Below are 14,928 nucleotides of genomic sequence, written 5' to 3'. Positions count from 1 at the left end.
ATAATAAAAATGTACAGATATTAGTACGGTAGAAAGGAAAGCTAAATTGAAAAAGTTATTAAATCTATTAGCAGGTTTTACTGTCACAGTTTCAGCGGCTAGTGCTGTTGTTGCTTGTGATGTCAAAATAGCTTCATTTGAACAATATGCTTCTTCTATAGAAGCTAAATTGCCCGGATGAAACCGAGACGGCGAAAATATTAGTTTGTATTTTAACAATGGATCAAACAGTTTTGATAAGACATTGCCAATTGCGTTATACGTTGCCGCAGTTAGATCCGTCACAGCCGAAATTGTAAAAGGTTCAGTGGAAAATGTACACTATACTTTTGAAATTAACGGAGACGATAAAAAAGACGGGGAATTTAAAACTAAATACTATGAATCTAAAAAAGATGAAGTGGTAACTCCAGATGAACCAGAGGAAGATGTTAAAAATCTTGCTGAAGCAGAGTTTTTTGAAACTAACTTCATTAAAGTTACGTTTAAAGCAGTCGATGGTAACAATCTTTGAAGAGGTGAAAGTTCTTTTGTTACAACAATGAGTACAAAAGAAGACTAGATTGGATAATTTTCATACACAAAATATCTAATTATCAAAATAAAAAAATATAAGGAGAATTTATGGCAGACGAAAAAATCGTTATAGATAACGATAAAGCTCTTTTAAAAGAGCAAAAACTTGCCAAAAAAGCTGAGAAAAAAGAAGCTTTTGCTAATTCTAAATTTGGAAAAAATTGAAACCAATTTAAAGGTGCCAGTTTTTCAAAATTACAAAATTTAGCAAGAGTAATCGTTTTCCCGATTGCAGTTCTTCCAATTGCCGGGTTATTCCTGGGAATTGGGGGGGGATTTGCCGCAGCCGCTTCACAAAATAATTGAGGAGACGGAGCGGTAAACTTCTTCAACATAATGAAGTCAATCGGTGATGTTGTTTTTGCCTCACTTGGAGTACTTTTCTGTACTTCGGTAGCATTTGGATTTGCAAAACAATCTAAAGGGGTAGCAGCAGTTTCGGCCTTTGTTGCATACATGGTTATGTCTTCAACAATAATGGCATTATTCTTACCAACAACTAATACAGCCGGGGACGCTATTGTTCAATTCGACCCATGAGGCCTAGCTGGTAAATTTGGATTAGTAAGTGAAGGAACAAATAAAGGAATGCTAAAAAGCGTTCTAGGAATTACTCCCACACTTGACTTATCAGTTCTTGGGGGAATTTTAATTGGTTGAGGGATGGCAGTTATTCACAACCGTACATATAATATTAAAGTACCAAGAATCTTAGGATTCTTTGGTGGAGAAAAATTTGTTCCTATTGCTGGTTTCTTCTTTGGAATCGCAGCAGGATTAGCATTCTTCTTTATTTGACCAGCATTCCTACAATTACTATACCTAATTGGAACAGGAATGGGATCATTAATGGGAATTGGTGGAAAAGAAGAGTACACTAGAACAGCAGGAGCACTAGTTGCTTTCTTCTTCGGGGTTACCGAACGTCTATTGATTCCTATGGGACTACACCACGTACAATATACTCCATTCTGATATACATCAGCTGGAGGGGAATGATTAACTCCAGTTATTGATTCAAACAACATTATTACAGGTTGAACAATGACTTCAGGAGCTTACACAATCTTCTTTGAACAAATGAAATGAATGGGTGGAAACGGTTGACAAATGACTGATGAAGCTCACCAAATTCTAATGAACAATGAGGTTTGAAGTTCTAACTTTGCGAACCAACTTTCACAATCTTCTGATGGAGTTTGGTCTATTCAAATTGGTAAGTTTACTAATGAAGTAGGAACAATGTTTATGTCAGGACGTTTTGCCTTCATGCAATACGGTTACCCATTCGGGGCAGCTGCAATGATTATGATGGCTAAACCAGAAAATAGAAAACAAAGTTCAGGAATTTTGATTTCAGCAGCTGCAACAAGTTTCTTAACAGGAATTACAGAACCAATCTTATTCTCATTCTTATTTGTTGCTCCAATGTTATACCTATTTGATGCATTCATGGCTGGAATTAGTTTCATGATGGCGTACTTATTAAATGTAACTGTTGGTCAAGGATTTGCCGCTGGATTTATCGATTGAATCTTCTTTGGAATTATCCCAGGATACTCAACAGGAACTAGTGGAAATCCAGCATTTGGAAGTTGAGCAGGAAGAACTGGGGCAATGTGAATTCCAATCTACGGATTGCTAATCATGTCACCATCATACTTCTTCGGATTCTGATGAATTATTAAAGTAAAAGATTACAAAACTCCAGGTCGTGAAGATGCTGGTGAAGAAAACGTAGCAGTTGAAGCTTTAAAAGCATCACTTGCAAAAGGTACTAAAAAAGATGCAGCTAGCGCTGAAAAATTACTAAAAGCACTTGGAGGAAAAGACAACATTATTGATTTAGATCACTCAAAAACTGAATTAATAGTTGAAGTTAAAGACGCAAGTAAAGTATCAGAGGGTGTTATTAAAACCACTGGTTCAAAAGCAATGAAAGTTGAGGGTTAAAACTATGGCAAAAATTTATATAAAATACGATAATCCAGAACAAATTCACAACGAATTGAATCAATTATTAGGACACGCTGATGCAAAAAAAGCTACAGGTAAAAAAGGAGCTAAAGCTGATCAAATTGATGGTTATGATATTAAATTACTAAGAGATATCATTGATGGACTTGGTGGAGACGCTAACATTAAATTGCTAGATAACTGTGCAACTCGTTTGAGAGTAACAGTATTTGATGCAAGTCTTGTTGACGAACCAAAATTAAAAACCACTAAGGCTTTAGGGGTGAAAACCGCAGGGACAGGAGTTCAAGTAATTTATGGACCCTACATTTCATCACTAAAACCCGCAATTGAAAAACTTTGAGTAAATCACAACTAATTTATTTTACCTTTAATACCACTTTGAAATTCAAAGTGGTATTTTTTATTTGCAGCCACTTTTTAAAATGAATCAAAAAGAGTATAATCATTTTAAGGTTATTTTGATAATACCTATTAAAATTTATTTAAGGAAGTTTGAAAATGGCAAAAATTAATGGCAACGAAGTTGAATTTGACCAAAAGGAATTGCAAGCAGCCTGAGATAAGGCTATTGTTTTAGAAAACGCAGACCCGAATGTAATGAAAATGTGTTACGTTTGCAAGTATCACATGTTAAAAGAAAATTATTTTAATTTTGAAAAACCAGATACCTTGCAATGGTATGTTGATTTAATTGATACAACTCTTAAGGATTTATTTGTAATTAACAATTTAATTGCAATTCATAACGTATGTTTAGAATTTAGAAAAAAGAAAAACGCAACTAAGAGAATTGAAAAAATTCGAAAAGTAAAATGAAATTTTGATGAAGAATTTCATCAGTAGAGGGAGAAAATATGAAAAAACTATTACTAATTTTAGGCGGACTAACCTTGACAGCGAGCACAACTGCTAGTGTGGTTGCTTGTAATACTAGGGAAAAGTCAGAAAGTTTACTAGACTTTCCTTCTGCTGATTACAGATATTTAACAGAAATGTATAAAAACGAAATTGAAACTTATTTAATGACTCAAGGATTAGATTCACTGATGAATAATTATGTCCTTATTTCAGATGATAATGAAAGTCAAGAAAGCGATTTCAAATTCTTAAATTATGCTTATTTGGAAGATAATTTTTCAAATAAGCAAGATCCAATTGATGAACAAAATGCTGAATTCTTAATGGATCTAAGTCAATTAATTAACATTAAAGAAATCCGCAATTATATTATTTCAAATATTAATTCTAAAATTGAATACCGTACCATCAAACCTGATGTTGAAGAGACTAAAATATTTTTCTCAGTTGATAATACTAAAGTTAAAAAAGTAAATAATGCTTTTGCGATTGAGTTTTCTTTAATTTTTAGTTTTAACTACTTAGAAGAATCAGGATTTGCAGAAACAACCGATCAAATTGAACTTTCTCAATCAATAGCGGTTTTCAATACGGCAGGTAAACCTGCTGCTCTAAGTTTGGCTGCTGAATTTCAAGATGTTCGTAACAAAATGCAAAAACCAGATTTAATTTTTAATGAAAATAATACTAATCCAAATTTATGAGAAAATCAATCAAAGCAATCTTTAAAAGAAGCGTTTAAAACCAAACTATCTTTAACAAGTGATAAATTTGATTTTCATTTAAATTCAATGAGCTACTTAACATTAAGTCAGAGAATAATTCACTCAAGCACCCAACGCAAGGAACTTGTAGAAATTTTGAAAAGTGGGGAAGCTGATGGAGATAAATTGAAATCATTTTATGACCAAATGAGTTCTGATAGCAAGGGCAAAACCAGTTTATTCGGCTTTAATAATTTTGAAAATAGTATTGACCAAAAATTTGGTGGACTCTTTAAAAAAGATGACTTAAAATTGGATAGCAAAAAAACAAATGCTTTTGGAAGAATGAATGTTAGTGGGATTATTGTCAATGATGGTGGAAGTGAATTTGTCTTACCTGAAATTTCAACGTTCTATATTCAACAAACAACTTCAAGTAATATTGAAACTTATCAAAAAGAACTTTTAGATGCGGTTGCTAAGTTTTTTAATAGTTTATATCATCAAAAACCAGAATCAGAAAATACATTTTTAGAAATCAAAAAACCTGATGATGTGGAATTTAGTAAAAAATATACTTATAATGATTTATTTGGAAAAATCCTGGGAGAAGAACCAGTTCAAGAAGCCATGGAGGATTTAGATAAATTTGGAATTCAACCCTCATTTAATCTCAACCAAATGAGTTTAAAACAACACAATAGTTTTTATGTTGATGCTAATGGTAATATTTATGCTCTTGAGGGTGATAATATTATTAGTGAAATTAACTGAGGTTTAAGGTTATTTCTATCAACAGATTTTAATGGTGCTAATTCAATTGCGCTAATTCAAGACTATGTTCCCAAATCTGGGGAAGCGACTCAGTTTAAGTTAGCAGAATAATTAAAAAATAGAGAATGGTTTATTAATAACCTTTCTCTATTTTTTGTATTTTAGTCCAACTTTTCATTCAACCTTTTGCAACTTGCGAGCAGCAATTGTTCTAGCTTTTAAAGCTCCTTGTTCTAATCAATCTTCAACTTGTTGAGAATTAAATAGTTCTTGGTATTTATCTTGAATTTTTTGTAAAAGCTTAATCACAACTTTGGCAATTGCGGCTTTAAAGTCACCATAATTCTTACCCTTAAATTCTTCTTCGATTTGTGAATTAGTTTTTTTAGTGATGCAAGAATAAATTGTCATTAAGTTACTTACTCCTGGTTTATTTTCAACATCAAATTTAACAATATTTTCACTATCAGTGACAGCGGCCTTGATTTTGCTTTCAACCTGTTTTAAGTCATCCAAAAGACCTATATATGATTTTGGATTTGTAGAAGATTTTGACATCTTTTTAGTTGGATCTTGAAGGTCCATTATTTTAGCTCCGTTTTCTCTAATAATTGGTTCAGGAATTGTGAACATTTCCCCAAATTTATTGTTAAGTCGTTCTGCTAAATTTCTTGTTAACTCGATATGTTGTTTTTGATCTTTTCCAACCGGAACTGCCTGAGCATCATATAATAAAATATCTGCTGCCATTAAAGTTGGGTAAGTAAGCAATCCTGTTGGGATGAAATTAGTCCCATTATCAGCTCTAACTTTTGTCGACTTATCTTTGAATTGAGTCATTCTTTCTAGTTCTCCAATTGTTGAATTACAAGATAGAATTCAAGCTAAGTTAGTAACCTCTAAAACATCACTTTGTAAAAATACAGTTGCTTTATTGGGGTCAAGACCACAAGCGAAATAAAGTGCCACCATACTTTTAATGTTTTCTTTTAAGACTTTAGCCTCGATTGGTAAAACAATGGCGTGCAAGTTAGCTACAAATACCATCATTTCAAATTCATCTTGAAGTTCAACAAATTGTTGCATTGCCCCCAAGTAGTTTCCCAAGGTCATTTTACCTGTGCTTGTAATTCCTGAAATTAATCTTTTCTTTTCCATAATTCACCGCTTCCTATTAATAAAATTATAGATTATTTTAGCTAAGATTATTTAATAAATTAAAATTGCTATTTTTTTGTTAAAATTATCAAAAGGTTGGTTTTCAATGAAAAAATATGCAATTATTCAAAATAACTATACAGAAACTCAAGAATTAGTTAAAAAGCTTGAAACTACTCATTTAAAAAATGGTTGAATTAAAGATCAAGTTAATCCAGATTTTGTTTTCATAATTGGGGGAGATGGTACTTTTTTGCGAGCTGTGGAAGAATACAATAAATCTCTTGATAGTATAAATTTTGTACCATTTAAAAGCGGAGGGATTGGATTCTATACAAACCATAATAAAATGGGGGATGAAAAAGCTACAATAAGTGCAATTGAAAATGGTGATTTTACAATAAATTACTTTGATGTTCTAAATGTTGAATTTGGTTCAGAACAATTTTTAGCTCTTAATGAATTAAAACTAATAAATGATTCACGAGCTAGAGATATCAAAATTATTATTAACAATGAGTTGTTGCAAAATTTCAAAGGTAGTGGACTTTGTATAACCACAGCTAATGGCTCAACTGGATTTAGCAAATCTAATGGGGGCAGTGTTGTGATTGCTGATTCAGGAATTATCCAAATTAGTGAAATTAGTCCCATTAATAATAATAATTATCACTCTTTACAAGCGCCAATCATTTTAGGACCAAACCATAAAGTTGCTTTACAAATTGAAAATAATTCTCATAATTTATTTATTGATACTAAGTTGAAAAAACTAGATGCAAACGAAATCCAAATTAGTTTACTTCAAAATAAAGTTAAAGTTATCAGTACGATTAAAAATGGACCAACAAAAATAAAGTTGCTGAGAGATATTTTTATTAAGGATGGATTAAAATAATGCTAATAGTTTGACTTGTAATGTTAATCGTGGCAGTAGTGATTGCCATATGAAGTATAATCTATTTATTTATTCGAAAAGGATTTTATACCAATTTTAATAAGAATAATAAGGACCCCAATTTTAAGAAAAATATTTTTAAATACGATAATATTTTGGACTCAGTTGGAGGTTTAGATAATATCCAAAGCATCGAAACTATCAATAACGATTGTTGCTTGAAGTTGTTTTCAAATTCATTAATGGACCAAAAACGTTTAAAAAAATTGGGGATTAAAAGTACTTTATCAGAAGATAGTGTAGTTTTATCTCTCAAAGATTATAATTTTAATACTTTTGTTTTGAAAACAAAAAGGTTATTAAAAAATATGGACAGTTAAATTTTGATTTAAAAAGGTATATAATATATTAATACAAAGGAGTGATTTTAATGAAAAAATTATTAACTGTTCTGGCAGGAACCTTTTTAGCAACAACAATTCCAACTTCGGTTGTTTCATGTACTTTTGGTGTGGCTAATGGGGGTGGAGGAATTACTCCCGAACAACCAAATATTTCAATTCCAGATCCAAGTAAACCAACTCATCCAAACCCAAGTAAACCAGTATTGCCCGGTGATGATAATGGTATTGAAATCATTCCTAACGGAGAAGCGTTCCCAGATTTTGTAGATCCAACTGCTAAATTTAAACCAAGCTCAGAAACTATTAAGGCTTTAAAGCTATACATTAATAACCTAGAAGATTATATTAATTCTGATGAATACCAAGCGATTTACAAAAGTACAATTGCTGAAATTGAGGAATTATCGGGTTGAGATTCACCATTTAAATACCAAAGAGGTGATTCAGATAATGAAAAAATGATGCGTTATTTCTACTTATACCGTAATAATAAATTTTTACAAGATTATGAGAAAAAAGTGTTTGATATTTTAGTTTATAAAAGCATTTACAATAATCATGTAGAAATTGTTAACGAAAACGAAATTGCTAGTACTCAAGATTTTATAGATAGCAAAAATGAAGTATTCAAAAAACTTTCAAAGTATGAAACTCCAAACCAACTTTGAGCAAATAATACAACTAAATATTTTGATAATACAATTAGAGATTTTGTAGAACCAATAAAAAAATAATCAGTAAATTTACTGATTATTTTTTATTTCTAAAGTAATTATAAATGCCTCCAGTTAAAACATAAGCATTTTGATAACCGTTTTCTTGTAAAAACTGAGCAGCTTGACCACTGCGATTTCCTGCGTTACAAACAGTCACAATTAATTGATTTTTATCAGGAAAATAGGTTTTAAAATTCCTAATCAAATCATCAACATAAATATTTTCTGCCCAGTTGAATTTAAGCAAAGTTTTAACCTCGCTAGCCGTCCTTACATCAATGGTTCTGGCGGTATCTTGAATTTTTAAGTATTCATCAAAAGAAATTGAACGCATAATTAACCTCCTATTTTTTATATTTTACACCTAATTAAGGGCAAACAAGCAATTAATGATTTTCATCCAAAATTATTAAACTATTATAAGTAATTAAATATAAAATGAGATATAATATAAAAAACTAAGTCTTAAGTGCAATTGCGAGTAATTTAATAAAAATAATAGTTAAAAACAAGCAAAGTTTTTATTTCGTAAAGCAGGGTCTTTATAATAGAGGAGAAAAAAATGTCAGAAATTAAGTTTATGGCCCTTGGTGGTCAAGATGAACGCGGTAAAAATCTATTTATTGTTGATGTGGACGAAGATTTATTTATCTTTGATTCGGGTATCAAGTTTCCAGAAAAAGGTATTTTAGGAATCGATATTGTTATTCCTAACCTTGAATTTATCAAAAATAATAAGCATAGAGTAAAAGGAGTTTTTATCTCAAATCCAGCAGCATATAATGCTGGTTCGATTAACTACATTTTGCGTGAAGTTGATGTTCCTGTATTTTGTAATGAATTAACAACATTAGTTTTAAAATACAAGACTCAAAAATTCCGTTTAAAAAATCGTGAAAATAATTTTAAAATCGTTAAGGATAAAGAGATTATTAAATTCGGTAAAGTTGAAGTTGAAGTTTTCAGAACTACTTCAAGTTTTCCAGAATCATTTGGTTATGCTATCAAAACCGATCAAGGGGCGATCGTTTATATCGGAGATTACATAATTGACGGAAAAGAGCAATCATATTTTTCAACTGATTTGCACCACTTAAACAAAATTTCAGAAAATGGGGTTTTGGCCTTAATTAGTGATGCGGAATGTGCTTCAAGAAAGTCGTATACAGTTCCAAATCATAAAATTGAAGCTAAAATTGCTGGTCCAATGAAAGAAAAAGCAAGATTAATTATTGGAATTTTTGAAGAAGATATCTTCAAGTTTTCTGAAATTGCTCGTGAAGCTATTAGAAACAATCGTAAAATGGCAATTTATGGAAGATCATTGGCAACAATTTTAGAATCACCAATTATTAAAACTAAGTTAAATATTTCAGAAGAAAATATCTTCTCAATAAATGATTTCATGGAATCAGATAATGGAATATTGTTAGTAACAGGAACTGGAGATTTACTTTACTCACGTTTAGCTAAAATAGCCACAGGAAATGATACAGTAATTGAATTTACAGAAAAAGATATTATCATTCTAGCAACTCCTCCAGCACCGGGAGTTGAAATGCGACACGCTCAAATTCTAGATGAGTTAGCAAGAACTAATGCAAAATTAGTAGTTTTAAGTGAAAAAAATATTTGAGCAATGCACGCTAGTTATGAAGATATTAAACTAATGACTAAAATCATGAATCCTAAATTCTTTATTCCAGTTAAGGCGTTGTATAAAGACTTTTTACAAGCCGAAAAAGCTGCAATTGAAGCTGGGGTAAAACCTGAAAATGTTGGATTAATTGATAATGGACAAGTTCTAACAATTACTCAATCAGGCAAACTAGTTGTTGCAAAAGAGGAAATCAAAACCGGGGATGTCTATGTTGATGGAACTGGAATTGGAGATATTGGAGCAGTTGTTCTAAATGAAAGAAAACAATTGGCAACTGACGGAGTTATTATTGTTGGTGCTAACTTGAATGAAAACGACAAGGAACTAACCAGTTTAATTGATATCCAAATGCGAGGGGTTATTTATATTAATGAAGATAACCCAATCTTTAAATTAATGCAAAAAAATGTTGTTGATATTTTAGAAAAGGCAAAAGAGGATTATAAAAATAAACCCGAAAGTTTTGACTTAAATTTAATTAAGAGAGAAATTATTTCAAAAATGAAAAGTATTGTAAAACAAGATACAGGTAAACAACCAATTGTTTTGGTTATTATTAATGAAATTACAGGTTCGGTTTTCGAACCAAGAAGAAATTCACCAAGACCAAAAACAGCAGACTAATGTCCGCTGTTTTTTATATTAAAAATGAAAATCCTGCTCCAATTACTTGAATTATAACAAAAATTAATACTAATTTTCTTATTTTGACAATTCAAGCTTCTTCATCTGTCATTGTCGCTAAGTATCTTCTTCGAGCATCATTGTAATAACCAGCTGCTCGGCGATTTTTGATTCATCCCATAATTAGTCAAACTAATAAACCAAAGACGATTAAAATTGTTGTCATTGTAGAGGCAAAATATTTTCCTGGCATTGCGTAAATGTCTACCAAAAAGGCTATCATCAAGAAAATTCCTGAAATTATCACAGTTATTAAAATCTCATATCAACGTAGCGATTTTGCAAAGCGATATTTAGTCTTTTGCTCAAAACTATCAGGTCCTTGATAAGTCTCTTTTATGACATCTTTGACCTCGGCCTCATGAATTTCTTTTTGATCAGCTTTTAATTCCTTAAGTTGTTTAAAGGTACTGTTATTTTTTTCTTTTTTAGCCATAATATCCCTCACTTTTGAATTTTATTTAAAATAATTTCACTTATAATTTATTATATGTTATATTAATAAATATATGCAAATATATGTAAATAAATACAATTTTTTAAATTTATAAAGTAATAATGAAAAAAACGAAAGGGGCATTTCGATGGAAGAAAAAAAGAAAATTGATTTCGATTTGGAATCAAATGACTTCTGTCTTGACGATGAAATAATTCATACTAAATCATCTATATGAACGAGAATGAAATTCAATTTAGCAGCAGCTAAGAGTAATACTGATGAATTTTGAGCTCGATTTCCTTTAATTGGTTATTCATTAAAACGTATTCTTTTCGCCTTAATAACGCTTTTATTGGCGGTTTGTGTAGTATTTATTATGCTAAGATTACAAACTCCAGATGAAGTTTACATGGGAAATATTGACTATAATAAATTAGGAATTTCTTATGGTGATGATGAATACTTTCGTCTTTTAGCAATGAGAAAGGCAATGTTTAAAGTAGACGGGCCTTTACTAACTCAGCTATGGAACTATATTCTTAATATCATCCCGTTTATACCAAGAGAAGTTGTTATTAACGGAACAGCAACTATTACACCATCAGGGGAAATTGTTTTAGTTGGAGATAAAGTAATCAAATGATTCTACTTGGGAGAAGTTTTCTCAACAGCAGTATCAGAACCAGGAAAAACAGTCACAAGTGTTTTTGCAGAAGCAATACCTTATTCATTTGCTTTTGGTACAGTGGCAATGGTGTTTTCTTATGGAATTGGTATTCCGTTAGGGATATTATCTGCCAAAAATAAGGAAAAAACTGTTGATAATTCAATTAATACAGCAAGCATAATTTTTACAGCAATTCCTCCAGTGGTATTTGTTGTTGGAATTTACTTAATTTCAATAAATGTCTTTGGAGCTCATGGATTGTTTAGTTCAGGAACCTTTGATACAAAATTTTGACCAACATTAACAATTGTGTTAATGATTATGCCCCCAATTATAATTTCAACTCGTCGATACGTAATTGATGAGATGACAGCAGATTATACTAAATTTGCGCTTTCAAAAGGTATGTCAAGTACCTATGTATTTAATATTCATATTTTTAGAAATGCTGGAATCCGAATTTTTAGAACTTTACCAGTAGCTTTTGTTGGTACTATATTTGGTTCAAGTATTTTTACAGAACAAAATTGAGCAATTCCAGGAATGAGTAAATTCATTGTTTCTGGGGTAGCTGCCAAAGATTCATTTGTTGTTATGGGATACATTGTTTTCTCAGCATCTGTTGGAATCATAACAACTCTAATTGCTGATATTATTATGGCGGCATTAGACCCACGTATTAAATTAACAAAATAATAAAAAAGGAGGTCACATAATGCAAGATCAAAAAAATGAAAATAATTTAAATAATGATTTTGATATTGAAAAAATTGATAAAGATTTATTTCAAATAGTTGGACCTCAAAACGAAGAGAATGAAAGGATCACAACTAAACCATATAGTTACTGAAAAACAGTTGGAAGTATTTTATGTAAAAATTGAATATTTTTAGTATGTACTGCAGTTCTTCTGATAATCGTCTTGCTAGCTGCGATTGTACCAATTGGTAAAATAGCTGTTCCCAAACCAGGTGATATAACTTGAGATATTACTCAAAAAAATCCCTCATGAGATCATTTGTTTGGTTTAGGAATTCAAGGTGAAGATTTTTGAAATAAAATTTGAATCGGAACTCGAACTACTTTAATCTTTGCGGTTACAATCTCAGTAATTCAAATTATTTTAGGAGTAGTTATCGGTTCAATTTGAGGATACTACCGTCGTTTAGACATCTTATTTATTGAAATAACTCGTTTTATCAGTCTGGTACCAACATTAATATTGTGATTAATCATAATATTCGCTTTTGGTCAATCTTGAGGAGTAATTGTTTTTGCAGTTTCTATTGTAAGTTGAATCGGGATGGCAGAAATAATCAGGGTACAAATTATTTTGGTTAAAAATACCGAATATAATATTGCCTCAAGAACTTTAGCAACACCAGGTTACAAAATAATTGGTCGTAACATTATGCCAAAAATTTTACCAATTGTAATTCAAACAGCCTCATTTTCAATTCCAGGGGCAATTGCGATTGACTCAACATTAAATTACTTCAACTTTGGATTTATTGTTGGTCGTGAAAACACCTCGTTGGGTTATATTTTAAACGAAGTTTTAGCAAGTAGTGCTTGACAAGACTTCCCTCACTTAATAATTATTCCAGTAGCAATGATTGCTGGTATTTCTATCATCGTTTTCCTAGTTGGTCGAGTATTTGCTGACTCACTAGATCCAAAAAACCATCGTTAAAAGAAAGGAAATAACAGAATGGAAAAGATAATTTCAATAAAAGATTTAATAGTTAAATTCCGAGTTCGTTCAAAAACTTTAACAGCCATTCGTAACGTTTCTTTTGACATTTATGATGGAGAAACAGTCGCTATAGTTGGGGAATCAGGAAGTGGAAAGTCTGTTATGACCAAAACTCTAACAAATATGTTAGAGGAAAATGGTTGAGTAAGTAACGGCTCAATTACTTACTTTCCTACCAAAAAAACTATTGAAGACGAAGAATCTTATTTCAAAAACGAGACAGATCTTTTGTCTCTTCATAAAACTTTATTAGATAAAACTACCAAAAAAGGAATTATTAAACAAAATAAAAATATTATAAGTCAAAAATCAAACTTAATTGAAAAAATTAACGCTCTTGATCCTAAAGAGGTTGAAGAAATTTTAAGACAACTTCAAGAGAAATTGGAAGCTAATAAAACTAAATACGAATTCTCAAAGTCAAACCGCGGGATTACTAAGTCTATTCCGATTATCGAAAAAATTGAACAATACGAAGACATTTATAAAACTGCTTCTACTCCGGGTTATCGTGAGCAAAAACTTGAAAAACTTACAAATGAAATCGCTTTAGCAAAAGCTGATATTGAAAAGTTTAGAACACCATCGATATTTCGTAAATTAAAACTAAAGAACAATGTTAAGCTAATCAAAAACTATTATGAAAACAAAGATTCAATTCAAGATGATGACTTTAAAAAAATTGATGAATACTTCGCTAAAAAGGAATTTTTAAGCGAATTTGAAGTTAGTTTACAAGAAAAAAATTCAATCGTTAAGTCAAGGGGTGAAATCAGTGAAATTGATTTCAATGCCTTTATTAAAAACTGAAAAAATGTTTGATACCCAAGTTTTATTAGCCAATCAAGAGCAAACAAGGAAATTACTAAACTAAGAGGAGCTACAATTGCTACAATTTTTCAAGATCCAATGACAAGTTTAAATCCTTTACTTTCAGTAGGGTTCCAAATTACAGAAGTTTTACGTAAACACCATAATATGTCCCGAGCCCAAGCTAAAGCTGAAGCAATTGAAATATTAGGAAAAGTCGGAATTCCAAATCCTGAAAAACGATTCAAAGATATTCCGGGTCGCTATTCTGGGGGAATGCGTCAAAGAGTTGTTATCGCAATTGCCTTGGCTTGTCGTCCAAAAATTTTAATTTGTGATGAACCAACAACTGCTTTGGATGTAACAATTCAATCACAAATCTTAAACTTAATTAAAGATTTACAAAAGGAATATGGCTTTACCACTATTTTCATTACCCATGATTTAGGAGTGGTTGCCAATATTGCCAACCGAGTTGCTGTAATGTACGCTGGTCAAATTATAGAACATGGAACAGTGGATGATATTTTCTTCAACCCCCAACACCCATATACTTGATCACTGCTATCATCTCTACCCCAACTTGGAATCAAAGGTGAAGATTTATTCTCAATTCCAGGAACACCACCATCATTATTTTCAAATATTAAAGGTGATGCTTTTGCGCCAAGAAATAAATATGCAATGAAAGTTGATTATATTCACGAACCTCCAATGTTTAAAGTGAGTGAAAATCATTACGCTAAAACATGGTTATTAGACCCAAGGTCACCAAAAGTTCAAAGACCAAAACAATTAGACATGCTTTCAAAAGCTGTTAGAGATGCAAAGGTCGGTGAGTAAT

The 14,928-nt window shown here is 31.1% G+C and carries 15 protein-coding genes; 12 read left to right on the top strand and 3 right to left on the bottom strand.

All coding sequences use genetic code 4. The annotated features are described in order from the left end of the window. The first annotated feature begins 46 nt into the window (after positions 1-46). From SALLE_RS04320 to SALLE_RS04300, 5 genes are all read left to right on the top strand, one after another. Positions 47-562: a lipoprotein gene (locus SALLE_RS04320; protein WP_115558395.1), complete on the top strand. Its 516-nt coding sequence runs from the start codon at positions 47-49 to the stop codon at positions 560-562. Positions 563-624: 62 nt separating this feature from the next. Further along, the gene (locus SALLE_RS04315; RefSeq protein WP_115558394.1) at positions 625-2,529 is read left to right on the top strand and encodes a PTS transporter subunit EIIC; all 1,905 of its coding nucleotides are present in this window, start codon (positions 625-627) and stop codon (positions 2,527-2,529) included. Between the two features lie 4 nt (positions 2,530-2,533). After that, entirely contained in the window at positions 2,534-2,911 is a 378-nt protein-coding gene (locus tag SALLE_RS04310; RefSeq protein ID WP_115558393.1) for a PTS sugar transporter subunit IIB, read from the top strand. 143 nt (positions 2,912-3,054) lie between these two features. Continuing rightward, a complete protein-coding gene (locus SALLE_RS04305) occupies positions 3,055-3,399 on the top strand; it encodes a hypothetical protein (RefSeq protein ID WP_115558392.1) in 345 nt (114 codons plus the stop codon). A gap of 11 nt (positions 3,400-3,410) precedes the next feature. Continuing rightward, positions 3,411-5,003 (top strand): lipoprotein, encoded by a 1,593-nt coding sequence (locus SALLE_RS04300; RefSeq protein ID WP_162807956.1) that lies wholly within the window; start codon positions 3,411-3,413, stop codon positions 5,001-5,003. Positions 5,004-5,039: 36 nt separating this feature from the next. Here the strand turns inward: SALLE_RS04300 and trpS are convergent, their stop codons facing one another. Further along, the gene (gene trpS / locus SALLE_RS04295; protein WP_115558390.1) at positions 5,040-6,050 is read right to left on the bottom strand and encodes a tryptophan--tRNA ligase; all 1,011 of its coding nucleotides are present in this window, start codon (positions 6,048-6,050) and stop codon (positions 5,040-5,042) included. A gap of 106 nt (positions 6,051-6,156) precedes the next feature. On the opposite strand from trpS, the gene SALLE_RS04290 reads away from it, so the two are divergent. From SALLE_RS04290 to SALLE_RS04280, 3 genes are read left to right on the top strand one after another with little or no spacing between them, the layout of a single operon-like run. Further along, entirely contained in the window at positions 6,157-6,948 is a 792-nt protein-coding gene (locus tag SALLE_RS04290; protein ID WP_115558389.1) for a diacylglycerol kinase catalytic domain-containing protein, read from the top strand. Then, positions 6,948-7,328: a PTS sugar transporter subunit IIB gene (locus SALLE_RS04285; RefSeq protein ID WP_115558388.1), complete on the top strand. Its 381-nt coding sequence runs from the start codon at positions 6,948-6,950 to the stop codon at positions 7,326-7,328. Before SALLE_RS04290 ends, SALLE_RS04285 begins: the two co-directional genes overlap by 1 nt. 50 nt (positions 7,329-7,378) lie before the next feature. Then, complete coding sequence (locus tag SALLE_RS04280; RefSeq protein ID WP_115558387.1) at positions 7,379-8,086, top strand: hypothetical protein; 708 nt, start codon at positions 7,379-7,381, stop codon at positions 8,084-8,086. A gap of 16 nt (positions 8,087-8,102) precedes the next feature. On the opposite strand, the gene SALLE_RS04275 is transcribed toward SALLE_RS04280, so the two are convergent. Further along, complete coding sequence (locus tag SALLE_RS04275) at positions 8,103-8,402, bottom strand: rhodanese-like domain-containing protein (protein ID WP_115558386.1); 300 nt, start codon at positions 8,400-8,402, stop codon at positions 8,103-8,105. A gap of 228 nt (positions 8,403-8,630) precedes the next feature. Between SALLE_RS04275 and SALLE_RS04270 the strand changes: the two genes are divergently transcribed. Continuing rightward, entirely contained in the window at positions 8,631-10,352 is a 1,722-nt protein-coding gene (locus tag SALLE_RS04270) for a ribonuclease J (protein WP_115558385.1), read from the top strand. A 13-nt stretch (positions 10,353-10,365) separates the two neighbouring features. Here SALLE_RS04270 and SALLE_RS04265 read toward each other — a convergent pair whose 3' ends face one another. Beyond that, positions 10,366-10,848, bottom strand: a complete 483-nt coding sequence (locus SALLE_RS04265; protein ID WP_115558384.1) for a hypothetical protein — start codon at positions 10,846-10,848, stop codon at positions 10,366-10,368. 148 nt (positions 10,849-10,996) lie between these two features. On the opposite strand from SALLE_RS04265, the gene oppB reads away from it, so the two are divergent. From oppB to oppD, 3 genes are read left to right on the top strand one after another with little or no spacing between them, the layout of a single operon-like run. Next, positions 10,997-12,214 carry an oligopeptide ABC transporter permease OppB gene (gene oppB, locus SALLE_RS04260; RefSeq protein ID WP_115558383.1) on the top strand — a complete coding sequence of 406 codons (1,218 nt, stop codon included), beginning with the start codon at positions 10,997-10,999 and terminating at the stop codon, positions 12,212-12,214. A gap of 19 nt (positions 12,215-12,233) precedes the next feature. Continuing rightward, positions 12,234-13,211 carry an oligopeptide ABC transporter permease OppC gene (gene oppC / locus SALLE_RS04255; protein ID WP_115558382.1) on the top strand — a complete coding sequence of 326 codons (978 nt, stop codon included), beginning with the start codon at positions 12,234-12,236 and terminating at the stop codon, positions 13,209-13,211. Positions 13,212-13,229: 18 nt separating this feature from the next. Continuing rightward, positions 13,230-14,927 (top strand): oligopeptide ABC transporter ATP-binding protein OppD, encoded by a 1,698-nt coding sequence (oppD, locus tag SALLE_RS06055; protein WP_115558381.1) that lies wholly within the window; start codon positions 13,230-13,232, stop codon positions 14,925-14,927. Position 14,928: the final 1 nt, after the last annotated feature.

Source organism: Spiroplasma alleghenense (assembly GCF_003363775.1).
Lineage (GTDB): Bacteria > Bacillota_I > Bacilli_A > Mycoplasmatales > Mycoplasmataceae > Spiroplasma_B > Spiroplasma_B alleghenense.
Note: the sequence above shows the minus strand (reverse complement) of the source record. Positions and strands in the feature narration are given on the sequence as shown.